The sequence below is a fragment of the Vibrio sp. 1457 genome (genome assembly GCF_033340195.1).
GTDB classification, from domain to species: Bacteria; Pseudomonadota; Gammaproteobacteria; order Enterobacterales; family Vibrionaceae; genus Vibrio; species Vibrio alginolyticus.
In genome coordinates, this window is record NZ_JAWOWA010000014.1 from 130,923 (window position 1) to 142,422 (window position 11,500).

The following is an 11,500-nucleotide window of genomic DNA, read 5'->3' on the forward strand; positions in this document are numbered from 1 at the left end:
ACGTTATGAAAAGCACCTATACCCCACTCAATTTCGGACTTGGTGATACCATCGATATGCTCCGAGAACACGTTAATGCCTTTGCTACGGAACATATTGCGCCCATCGCCGCTGAGATAGACCGCGATAACCAGTTCCCGAATCATTTATGGCCTTTGTTGGGAGAAATGGGGTTGCTTGGTGTGACCGTCGATGAAGAGCTTGGTGGTGCAGGCATGGGATACCTCGCTCATGTTGTTGCCATGGAAGAAATCAGCCGTGCCTCTGCGTCTGTCGCTTTAAGCTACGGCGCTCATTCTAACCTGTGCGTCAACCAAATCTTTCGTAACGGCACGCCTTCTCAACGCGAAAAATACCTTCCAAAACTCATTGATGGTACGCACGTTGGCGCCCTAGCGATGAGTGAGCCCAATGCCGGTTCAGACGTGATAAGCATGCAACTGAAAGCGGAGAACAAGGGCGACCATTTTGTACTGAATGGCAACAAAATGTGGATAACAAACGGGCCCGATGCTGACGTAGTGGTGCTTTACGCTAAAACGGATGTCAGCGCAGGTTCACGTGGCATTACCGCATTCATTATTGAACGTAACTTCGCAGGTTTCACTCATGCTCAAAAGCTGGACAAACTAGGCATGAGAGGCTCGAATACTTGCGAACTTGTATTTAACCATTGCGTAGTGCCAAAAGAGAATATTCTTGGCGAGTTGAATCAAGGCGTCGAGGTGTTAATGAGTGGGCTGGATTACGAGCGCGTCGTCCTCGCTGCCGGACCACTCGGGATAATGCAAGCTTGCATGGACATTGTGGTCCCGTACGTACATGAACGAGAGCAGTTTGGAAAATCCATTGGCGAGTTTCAGTTAGTTCAGGGCAAGATCGCCGATATGTACTCTCGAATGAGTGCAGCAAAAGCGTATGTATATACCGTCGCAGCGTCTTGTGATCGAGGTAACGCAACACGCAAAGACGCCGCTGGCGCGATTTTGTACAGTGCAGAACTCGCCACACAAATGGCACTCGATGCAATACAACTGCTCGGTGGGAATGGCTACATCAATGAATACCCTGCTGGTCGTTTGCTACGTGATGCAAAGCTTTATGAAATCGGCGCGGGTACCTCAGAGATTCGCCGCATGTTAATAGGCCGAGAACTGTTCGAAGAATCTCGCTAACGGAACATACGACAAGGAAGTCATTATGGCCATTATCAAAAGTAAAACTAAGCCAACTGACGAGTTATTTCTTTCCAATAAAGCTGCGATGGAAACGTTGGTCACTCAACTGAATCAACACATCGATACCATCAAACAGGGAGGCGGTGAAAAAGCCATTCAGCACCAGAGGCAAAAAGGAAAGCTCCCAGCCCGAGAACGCATCGCGCGCTTGCTTGATGACAACACTGACTTTCTTGAAATCAGCCAGTTTGCCGCCTGGCAGGTGTATGACGAAGCGATCCCATGCGCTGGCGTTATCGCCGGCATTGGTATCATAGAGGGAATTCAATGCATGGTTATCGCCAACGATGCTTCGGTAAAAGGTGGAACCTACTACCCACTCTCGGTAAAAAAACACCTAAGAGCGCAAGAGATTGCCCAACGTTGCCAACTCCCCTGCGTGTACTTGGTGGACTCCGGTGGCGCAAATCTCCCTCATCAGTCCGACGTCTTCCCCGACAAAGAACACTTTGGTCGCATTTTCTTTAACCAAGCGAGAATGTCAGCGAAAGGCATTCCCCAAGTTGCTGTTGTGATGGGGCTTTGCACTGCTGGGGGCGCGTACGTTCCTGCCATGGCGGATGTGTCCATTATGGTTAAAGAGCAAGGCACCATTTTTTTGGCGGGGCCACCTTTGGTGAAAGCGGCCACTGGCGAAGTCGTGACGGGTGAAGAGCTCGGCGGTGCAGACGTGCATTGTCGGAAATCTGGTGTCGCAGATTATTACGCTGAAAATGATGAACATGCCCTAATGCTTGCGAGAGAAGCCATTGCCAATGCCAATAGAACAAGACCTGTTAAGCCAGAAAACACCGTACTTCCTCCCCGCTACGACGCAGAAGAAATCTACGGAATCGTGAATGCAAACTTACGACTGTCATTCGACGTTCGAGAAATTATTGCCCGCATCGTCGATGATTCTGATTTCGACGAATTCAAATCCTTGTACGGCAGAACGCTAGTGTGTGGCTTCGCTCGTATTCAAGGACACTTGATTGGTATTGTGGCAAACAACGGTATCTTGTTTTCTGAATCGGCACAAAAAGGCGCGCACTTTATTGAGCTGTGCGCCAAACGGAAAATACCGCTTCTCTTTCTCCAAAACATTACCGGCTTTATGGTCGGAAAAAAGGTTGAAGAAGAAGGCATCGCAAAACATGGCGCCAAGTTAGTGATGGCCGTCGCTTGTGCTGACGTGCCGAAGTTTACCGTGATCATCGGTGGATCGTACGGCGCTGGTAATTACGGCATGTGCGGCCGAGCGTATGATCCAACCATGATGTGGATGTGGCCGAACGCGCGTATTTCTGTGATGGGCGGAGAACAAGCAGCAGGCGTTTTAACACAAGTTCGAAAAGACGCGAAGGAACGTCAGGGGGAAGCGTGGTCAGAGCAAGAAGAGCACATTTTTAGAGAATCGATCATAGACTTGTATGAAACACAAGGACATCCCTATTTTGCGAGTGCTCGGCTATGGGATGACGGAATTATTGACCCTAAAAAAACGCGTCAGGTGTTGAGTCAAGCGTTAACGGCAGCATTAAATGCCCCCATTCCTGATAGCGAGTTTGGCGTCTTCAGAATGTAAACATCCAAAGATGAATTAAGGAAGTTAGTATGCAGGAAATGCAACCAAGCATTATTCCCAACGCCCAAAGGCAAGATGATGTTCTTTGGCATGTCGATGATAATGGCGTAGCGACCATTACCCTAAACAGAACAGCTAAACACAATGCTTTTGACGCTTGTACGATCGACTTGCTGATCCACCGCCTAGATTATCTCGCTTTACGAACGGATGTGCGGTGCTTGGTATTAAGAAGTAACGGCAAGCACTTTTCATCCGGGGCCGATTTGAATTGGATGCAGTCGATGGCCGACAGCACGAGGCAAGATAACTTCGTTGATGCCCAAAACTTGGCAAGACTCATGGAAACATTAGATTCGTTCCCTCAACCCACCATCGCAGTTGTTCAAGGTTCCGCTTATGGTGGTGCTTTAGGGTTGATTTGTTGTAGTGATATCGCCATCGCAAGCCAAAGTGCCAAATTTTGCTTAAGTGAAGTTAAGCTTGGTTTAGTTCCAGCGACCATTGCGCCTTACGTCATGCGCGCGATGGGGAATAGACAAGCTAGACGCTATATCTTAAGTGGTGAAGTCATTTCAGCCGAAGATGCCGAACGGTTTGGTATTGTGCACGAAGTGAAAGAAGCCAAACAGCTTGAAAATGCGGTCGATAGTGTAATCAAGACGTTGCTACTTAATAGCCCAGATGCGATGCGTAAAGCGAAAACTCTCTGCCATCAATGTCATCAAAACCCCATCGATCAACAACTGATTCACTATACTAGCAAGCTCATTGCGGACATTAGAGTATCACCCCAAGGTCAAGATGGGCTGCAAGCGTTTCTTGAAAAACGAAGCCCAAGTTGGGTAACCAAATCACAGGACAAGTAATGCTGCCTTCCAAAGTAAATATTGTCGAAGTAGGTCCACGAGATGGATTGCAAAATGAATCTCCTGTTGCGACCCAGACTAAAATCCGGTTGATCAACTTACTCTCTGATACTGGGCTAACGCATATTGAGGCGGGCTCTTTTGTTTCGCCCAAATGGGTGCCACAAATGGCGGACTCAACAGAGGTCATGAAAGCAATAACAAGGCGAAATCATGTTACTTATTCTGCCCTAACACCAAACCTAAAAGGCTTCGAACAAGCCTTGGAGGCTGGTGCCAATCAGGTCGCAATTTTCACTTCATCATCAGAAGGATTCTGCCAACACAATATCAATTGCTCGATTGCAGAAAGTTTAACTCGCTTCGAGCCTGTAATGCGATTAGCCACCAAACACAGCATCCCTGTTCGAGGTTATCTATCCTGCGTTGCAGATTGCCCTTACGACGGTCCAACAGCCCCTAAACAGGTGGCGAGCGTGACCAAATCGCTCATCGATTTAGGGTGCTATGAAGTATCTCTAGGCGATACAATCGGCACAGGCACGCCAAATCGAATTGCTGCTATGCTGGAAGCCGTCATGTTGGTTGCACCTCTTCCCCAGCTTGCTGTCCATTTCCACGATACATGGGGACAAGCTCTCACCAACATTCATCAAGCCTTGAGTATGGGCATCAATACCATCGACAGCAGTGTCGCTGGGCTGGGTGGATGTCCATACGCTCATGGCGCATCAGGAAATGTCGCAACGGAGGATGTACTATATTTATGCCAAGGGTTAGGAATAGAAACGGGGATCGACTTAGAGCTACTGGCTAAAGCTGGCTGGATGATCAGCGAAGAGCTGGGTCGGCAGCCTACATCAAAAGTGTCATTAGCATTGCGTAACCGCGTATTATCACTTTCGTAGAAGGCCATCCGGCACCTCAAATTCTCCCAACCCAAGTTAATTTGCTCTACTTTCGAGTTGGGAAGCGAAACCGCCCGCCAGTACGATAAATAATTAGAGAAAATAAGATAAGCACACAACCTACTAGTTTATTTGCCGTTAGCACTTCGCCATACCACAGCACGCTCAGAATAACCGTCCAAACTGGTTCTAATATCATAATTAGAGCAGCGTTACCTGCCTGAACAAATTTTTGCCCCATGGTTTGCATTACGTAACGCAAGCTCGTCGCTAATAAGGTACTCAACGCAAACCACCACCAAATAGAGGAGTCCACCTCTGCCGGGAAAGATTCCATAAAAAATGAAACCAACAAACCTAAACAACCTGCTGAAAAAAGTTGCACGCAAGTAAGCAGCAACACAGGTAGTTTTTGAGAGTATTTGCTGTTCACATTAAAATGAAGCGCCAAAACCAGTGCTGCACCAAGAAACCACAATTGACTGGCCGATTGTTTCCAGCCACCAACTAAAGAAAGACAAGCGAGACCTAATACAGCGATAGGCAAAGAAAGCCAGAAAATTCGTTGTGGTCGTTGACGAAACATAACCCATGCAACAATCGGCACAAACAGCATGGAAAGGCTCATGATAAATGCGCCTTCCCCGAGAGTATCACTGATAGAAATGGCGTAAATCCATGTCATAACGGCACTGCCTAACAGGAGTCCGACACCACTAGCAGATAACACATCTTTTAAGTTTGCTTTCAGCAAAGGTCGGTAACATAGAGGCAGCAAGCAGAGCGAAGCGATTGTAAATCGCGCCCCAATAAAGCCAAAAGGTGGTAAACCCTGTATTGTTTCCTTAGAGAATATCCAGCCAAGTGCCGCGATCATCGTCGTCGCAACCAGAATAACCGTCGCTTTGCGTTCTGAGTTAAACATAAGTACTCACAAAATATGGAACACACAATAGCGCAGCAAGAGAGTTTTACTGCGCTACTGTGTAAATTTGAAAGGGGTTTGTGTCGAGCGAAAAAGTGAAAGCCCGATCCTCTCCTGTATTGTTGTCACGCAGATTGAAGTTCTGCTTCTAGATACATTAAATGCAGGCAAAGTCTTAAGGCAAGCCTTTTCGCATACTAAATTACTTTAGCATTCTATACAGCAAGCAAACTGGCTAAAACCTGTACGGGGTGTCGAACTACCCCTCCTTCAAAACGCTTAACTTGACTGCGGCAGGAGTAGTATTGCGACTTCAACGCTCCTCAATACAGGTTGAATAAGGTGAATTGCTTTTTACCCATCGCCCCTACAATGAAAACCTATTGATTAACTACAACGAGCGGTTAAATTGCTCCACGGCCTCTACAACACGGCTAGCGCCATCTTGTATTTCATTCATCACATTGCCTGCTTTTTCAGAGAGCTCTAGCGTATCTAGTGCTTCTTTTTGGCATTTAGCGATCAGCTTAACTGCGTTATCTGTTCGCTGTAGGTTTTCACTGACCATTGTGACAATTTCATCGGTGGTTGCATTGGTTCTTGTAGCAAGCTGTCTGACTTCATCAGCAACAACGGCAAAACCTCTACCATGCTCACCCGCACGAGCCGCTTCTATCGCCGCATTTAACGCCAATAAGTTAGTTTGGTCAGCGATACCACTGATGCTATTTACCAACTCGCTAATACGCGATGAGTGCGCTTTAAGCTCGTCAATCGCGGTGTTCGCTTGCTGCATTTGCTCGGAAAGTATCTGCATCTTTTCTAACGTTGAGCCTATAACCTCTTGCCCTTGCAGGGTTTGTGTACCAGTTTCTTGGGAGATTTCGTTCGCCAATTGCGCAGCCTGGGCCATTTTCTGTTCCTGCATCACCTGCTGGGTAATATCTGTCGCGAACTTAACGACCTTGTAGAGCTCTCCTCTGTCGTTATGGATAGGGTTATATGAAGCCTCTAGCCACACCTCTTCACCATAACGGTTAACTCGTTTGAATCGCTCTGATGAAAATTGCCCTTTTGCTAAACGTTGCCAAAACTCACGGTAAGCTTGAGAGCTCGACTCTTCCTGATCACAAAACATGCGATGATGCTTCCCTTGAATCTGATCAAGCGTATAACCCATTGTGTTTAGGAAATTATCGTTGGCTTTTAAAACATGGCCATCTAATGTGAACTCAATCACCGCCATAGAACGACTTAATGCATTTAGCATGTCCTCTTGCTCACGGGATGATTTGATCGTTCGCGTAAGTTCAGAAGCAAAAACAAAAAAGCTTTCTACTTCTCTGCGCTCATTTAAAACAGGCTGGATAATCGTTCTTAACCAGGCTTCCTCACCATTACCTTTCTGTACTTGCAATGCCCCATTCCAGAACACTTTATCTTGGACGGCTTTCTTCATTCGATGAAAGTGGTCTGTATTGCGCGAATTTGACGGTACCAATTCAGTAATTGATTTCGTTAAGATCTCATCATCATGTAAGAAAAGTTCTTGCTGTAGTTTGGTATTTGCAGAAGTAATGAGGCCTTTACTATCCAATGTTAAGCGGATCATCTCTTCATCTAAACTGGTTTGGATTTGCTGCAGGATTTGCAACTCCTGCTTTAATCGTTGATTTTCTTGTTGAAGCGACTTATTAAAAAACATGACTTTCTCTCATTTGACCGACCTTCGGACTAGTCAAAGGTTTATTATTTGTATACCGAATAAACTGCAAGCGGCAAAATCGTTTGGTTGCATATTCAAACGCGATTTCTATTTCTTATAAAAGGATTCTCGCTGGGAATACGGCGATTTTTTCTCCAGTGTAACCTAAGCGCAGTATACTGAAATTTCTTCAGCGCCCAAGCTGTTTATATATTTATCAATATTAAAGCTCTTTATCGCCAGCTTTAGATTTGTATTTGTGGATTTACTTATATGGAAAATTGGTGTGTTCAGATCAATAAGCCTTTTCATCAAAAAAGGGCTTTGACTTAGTTCCAATAATTTTCGCCGTTTTACCGCTTTTCCACCCGACTTTTGAGCGATTACCCACTCCTTATTCGCTTGGATTTCTATTAACAACGCACGGAGCAACAAACGCATCGATTTGCCCAGTATCAATACGTTGTGGTATTCGCTCATTCAGTTTGCCGTGAAGGTGATGAATCACCACCTCATCAGTCGATTCGTCACGATCAGAAATGAGGCAATGAGGTAATAACGCATGACACCAGAGATTACATTATGTGTCCAACATTGTGCCCACTCCTAAGTTTCATAACTTCCTTCCCTCGGACGCTTCTATCTCTCACCACAGCAACTATGCTTTAAACGACATGTATTCAATTGTCTAGCTTCAACATATGAAGGTTAAGTGAACATAAACAAGCGAAGGAAACAGGGTCATGGAAGTCGATAAAAATGATAAGTTAACAAAGAAATTACAGGTAGTGATTCATTGGTCTGTAAGAGTATTGTCGATAGTTATGTTGTTTGTAATCGTCATGGGTGTGATAGATGTTGCATGGACGATATATCAAAAACTTATCACGCCACCTAAACTCATTCTGACGATTTCAGATATGCTAGCCACTTTTGGTGCTTTTATGGCCGTTTTAATTGCTATTGAAATTTTCATCAATATAACTATTTACCTGAGAGAAAATGTTATTCATGTAAAAATCGTCATGGCCACCGCGCTGATGGCAATCTCCCGAAAGGTCATTATTATAGACTTTGAAACCTTGTCTCCAATGTACCTGATTGGAATTGCGGCTGTAGTTCTTAGTATGAGTCTTGGTTACTGGCTGATCCATAAACTGCCCAATAAGAGCCATACTGAATAAACTTCTCAGCCTCCCGACTTTTCAGATACTCTCACGGCATGAAAAAGTCTTGTCTTGGCACGTTGAAGCTAATAAATTCCTCCATGCTAGGCTCTATATACTGCGAGACTACAAGATTATAGAGTAGTGCCTAAGCGGAGAAATTATCGATATTGTTTTCTAGCAGCTAATCTTTGAGTATTGGCACAGCTCAATGGGGGCAAGTGTTGCTCCAGTTCCCCCATCTGATATATACCCTCAACATCTATGCATTTTACTTTCAACTCCTTCAGCTCAGTTTGCGAAACAGCCTTAAAGGTCAAAGTAACTTTCAATCCCATTCAGAGTGTTGGTCGTGGCCACAGCGGCTAATATCAACCCCATGATCCGACTTACAGCACTAGCTCCTGTATTCCCAATAATCCTGTGTATGCCGCTGGCCATTAATAGCAAGATATAAACAACCAATAGTACCAGCAGCATCATAGCCACGGTCTGGACTTGCTCCCAAATATTAAACCGCACGTTCTCTGTGAGTAAAACGGCGGCTAATATTGCGCCAGGGCTAGCAATTGATGGAATGGCTAGAGGAAAAACTGCTGTATCATGATGACTATTGAGCGTTCTGATTTCTTCTGCTGGTTTACTCTCACCAAATATCATAGTCAAAGCAAACAAGAACAATACGATACCGCCCGAGATTTGAAACGCAGACAAGGGAATACGCATTGCTGTAAGTATGATTTCACCAGCAACAACAAAAAACAGTAGGATAGCAGCGGAGAATAGAGTCGCAAACAGAGCGACCTTACGCTTTGCCACTTCTTCATAGCTTTTTGTGGCTGCGATAAAAACGGGCACAGTACCTATGGGATCGATGACAGCAAAGAAAAAGATAAAAGTTGCCACAAAGTCAATCATGCTACTTTCTCCAGTACTAATTTAGCTTTAAGGATAGAAGATCAGCTTGAAGTAGCAGAGAAAATGTTTGACGCTAACATAGCGAGAGCTCATTCAGAAAAACAAAAATGGTGCGTTATTTACAATACAGAACTTACTTCTATCCTATCGATAACTATTAATATCTCAAAGGTAATGACTACCATACCCAACGGTAGTCGCCATCGCTTTAGACTTCTCAGAGAACATCAAAAAAACAAGTGAACGAGAAGAATATCGACGTCATAAGATAGTGAGGCTTTAGTGTTTATACCAGTGCTCTTTTGACTCCATTTGAGCTTTTACTTCTGCACTATATTCAGCAGTAGGTCGTGCCAATAACCTTGGAATGCCGATAGGTTCTCCGGACTCTAAACAATAGCCATACTCCCCTGCGCGCAAGCGAGCCAACGATTGTTGAATCTTAGGTAACAGCTTTTGCTCTCTATCTATGATTCTTAATGCGATTGCAGATTGCTCCTCACTGGACGCCCTATCGCTTTCGTCACTGAATTCCATTGGCGCAATCATCTCTTCTTTCGCGCGTTCAATATGCGCTAACGTCAATTCATAAAGCTCAAATAATCGGTTTTCAAAAAACGCTAGCTGAGCTTCATTCATATAATCCGCCTCGGGCGCTGCAAGAATTTCTTCTTCTGTCATGACATGCTTTTTCTCTTCGTTCATAGAACCTCCACACCGAGATAAGAGTTCGATCTCTAAATTCCGGACATCTGAACCTGTGCAACTAAACGACAAATAAAGCCGCCAATAAGGTGCAGTGCTCGACACACTCACAAACTGCTTGATGCCAGAGTTAAGATCACCGACTATATTAATTGTTATATTATAACATTACACTATAAAGAGCATGAGCATGAACACCCAGAAACTCCCTGTTACGGTTTTGTCCGGCTTTCTAGGCGCAGGAAAAACAACCGTTTTAAGTCATATTCTTAACAATAGACAAGGCAGAAAAGTTGCGGTCATCGTCAACGACATGAGCGAAGTCAACATCGATGCAGCGACCGTTCAGAATGAAGTTTCTCTCAACCACAGTGAAGAAAAGTTGGTTGAAATGAGTAACGGTTGCATCTGTTGTACCCTGCGTGAAGATCTGCTTGAAGAAGTCACTAAACTCGCGCAAGAAGGCAGATTCGATTACTTAGTTATCGAGTCCACTGGCATCGCCGAGCCACTCCCCGTTGCAGAGACTTTTACTTTTGCCGATGAAAACGGGCTCTCACTTTCAGACGTTGCACGTTTAGACACCATGGTTACAGTGGTTGATGCGATTAACTTTCTGCGTGATTACGATGAAGCTAAGTTCTTAACAGAGACAGCCGAATCATTAGGTGAAGACGATGAACGCAGCGTTGCTGACTTACTCGTTGATCAAGTAGAGTTCGCTGACGTTATCTTGATAAGTAAAACCGACCTTGCTGAGAAATCAGAAATCGAAAGGCTTCTTGCGATTCTTAAAACTCTTAATACATCGGCCACTATTCTTCCTATCTCGAATGGTGAAGTAGAACTTGATGCGGTACTCGACACACAAAGCTTCAGTTTTGAAAAGGCACAACAAGCCCCAGGTTGGTTGAAGGAAATGCGAGGCGAGCACATACCGGAAACCGAAGAATACGGCATTTCCAGCTTTGCCTATCATGCGAGACGCCCTTTCCATCCAGAGAAGTTTTACGACTTCCTCCACAATGCGAAAGATTACGGCAAACTGATTCGTTCCAAGGGTTACTTTTGGCTAGCAACCAGACCAGAGTTTGTCGGTCAATGGAGCCAAGCGGGAGGCATCGCACGTTATGGTGTTGCGGGTATGTTTTGGAAAGCGATTCCGAAGGAGGAATGGCCGACGGATCAAGATTACCTAGATGCTATAAACGACATTTGGCAAGAACCATACGGCGATATGCGACAAGAATTGGTGTTTATTGGTCAGGGATTAGAGCAAGAGAAATTGATTGCTCGTCTTAACGAATGCTTGTTAACAGAAGATGAGATGGAGCAAGGGCTCGACTATTGGTTATCTCTGGAAGACCCTTTCCCTGAATGGGAACAGTAAACGACTGAGATACAAAAAGCCTCCCACCATTCGGGCAATGTAGATCAGATAAGGATCAGTTGACCGATCCTTCTGATGAGAGACAATCGGAAACCTGTTTATAGGTTTC

At 45.0% G+C, this 11,500-nt stretch carries 11 protein-coding genes and 1 pseudogene; 6 read left to right on the forward strand and 6 right to left on the reverse strand.

The features are described from left to right. Nucleotides 1-5 precede the first annotated feature (5 nt). Genes R7Z41_RS15940 through R7Z41_RS15955 form a run of 4 tightly spaced genes read left to right on the forward strand, consistent with a single transcriptional unit; the run spans nt 6 to nt 4,582 of the window. Nucleotides 6-1,175 carry an isovaleryl-CoA dehydrogenase gene (locus R7Z41_RS15940; protein WP_169628816.1) on the forward strand — a complete coding sequence of 390 codons (1,170 nt, stop codon included), beginning with the start codon at nt 6-8 and terminating at the stop codon, nt 1,173-1,175. Between the two features lie 25 nt (nt 1,176-1,200). Further along, nucleotides 1,201-2,805 carry a carboxyl transferase domain-containing protein gene (locus R7Z41_RS15945; protein ID WP_158173129.1) on the forward strand — a complete coding sequence of 535 codons (1,605 nt, stop codon included), beginning with the start codon at nt 1,201-1,203 and terminating at the stop codon, nt 2,803-2,805. A gap of 29 nt (nt 2,806-2,834) precedes the next feature. Further along, the gene (locus tag R7Z41_RS15950) at nt 2,835-3,674 is read left to right on the forward strand and encodes an enoyl-CoA hydratase-related protein (RefSeq protein WP_206969244.1); all 840 of its coding nucleotides are present in this window, start codon (nt 2,835-2,837) and stop codon (nt 3,672-3,674) included. Beyond that, nucleotides 3,674-4,582: a hydroxymethylglutaryl-CoA lyase gene (locus R7Z41_RS15955; protein WP_085568956.1), complete on the forward strand. Its 909-nt coding sequence runs from the start codon at nt 3,674-3,676 to the stop codon at nt 4,580-4,582. The genes R7Z41_RS15950 and R7Z41_RS15955 overlap by 1 nt, the downstream gene beginning before the upstream one ends. A gap of 46 nt (nt 4,583-4,628) precedes the next feature. Here R7Z41_RS15955 and R7Z41_RS15960 read toward each other — a convergent pair whose 3' ends face one another. From R7Z41_RS15960 to R7Z41_RS15970, 4 genes and pseudogenes are all read right to left on the reverse strand, one after another. Beyond that, nucleotides 4,629-5,507, reverse strand: coding sequence for a DMT family transporter (locus R7Z41_RS15960; protein ID WP_047100918.1), 879 nt, complete (start codon nt 5,505-5,507; stop codon nt 4,629-4,631). Nucleotides 5,508-5,898: 391 nt separating this feature from the next. Next, nucleotides 5,899-6,435 carry a methyl-accepting chemotaxis protein gene (locus tag R7Z41_RS24670; RefSeq protein WP_372036153.1) on the reverse strand — a complete coding sequence of 179 codons (537 nt, stop codon included), beginning with the start codon at nt 6,433-6,435 and terminating at the stop codon, nt 5,899-5,901. Then, nucleotides 6,433-7,212 (reverse strand): annotated as a pseudogene (locus R7Z41_RS24675) (PAS domain-containing protein); the annotation flags it as partial. The gene R7Z41_RS24670 and the pseudogene R7Z41_RS24675, both read right to left, overlap by 3 nt. Before the next feature lie 165 nt (nt 7,213-7,377). Continuing rightward, nucleotides 7,378-7,692 carry a hypothetical protein gene (locus tag R7Z41_RS15970; protein ID WP_104976547.1) on the reverse strand — a complete coding sequence of 105 codons (315 nt, stop codon included), beginning with the start codon at nt 7,690-7,692 and terminating at the stop codon, nt 7,378-7,380. Nucleotides 7,693-7,955: 263 nt separating this feature from the next. On the opposite strand from R7Z41_RS15970, the gene R7Z41_RS15975 reads away from it, so the two are divergent. Beyond that, entirely contained in the window at nt 7,956-8,396 is a 441-nt protein-coding gene (locus R7Z41_RS15975; RefSeq protein ID WP_104976546.1) for a phosphate-starvation-inducible PsiE family protein, read from the forward strand. A 291-nt stretch (nt 8,397-8,687) separates the two neighbouring features. On the opposite strand, the gene R7Z41_RS15980 is transcribed toward R7Z41_RS15975, so the two are convergent. Together R7Z41_RS15980 and R7Z41_RS15985 are read right to left on the reverse strand one after the other, a co-directional pair. After that, on the reverse strand, nt 8,688-9,296 hold the full coding sequence (locus R7Z41_RS15980) for a MarC family protein (protein ID WP_017635732.1): 609 nt from the start codon (nt 9,294-9,296) through the stop codon (nt 8,688-8,690). A gap of 279 nt (nt 9,297-9,575) precedes the next feature. Continuing rightward, on the reverse strand, nt 9,576-10,001 hold the full coding sequence (locus tag R7Z41_RS15985; RefSeq protein ID WP_104976545.1) for a TraR/DksA C4-type zinc finger protein: 426 nt from the start codon (nt 9,999-10,001) through the stop codon (nt 9,576-9,578). A gap of 190 nt (nt 10,002-10,191) precedes the next feature. On the opposite strand from R7Z41_RS15985, the gene zigA reads away from it, so the two are divergent. After that, complete coding sequence (gene zigA / locus R7Z41_RS15990) at nt 10,192-11,391, forward strand: zinc metallochaperone GTPase ZigA (RefSeq protein WP_005375723.1); 1,200 nt, start codon at nt 10,192-10,194, stop codon at nt 11,389-11,391. Nucleotides 11,392-11,500: the final 109 nt, after the last annotated feature.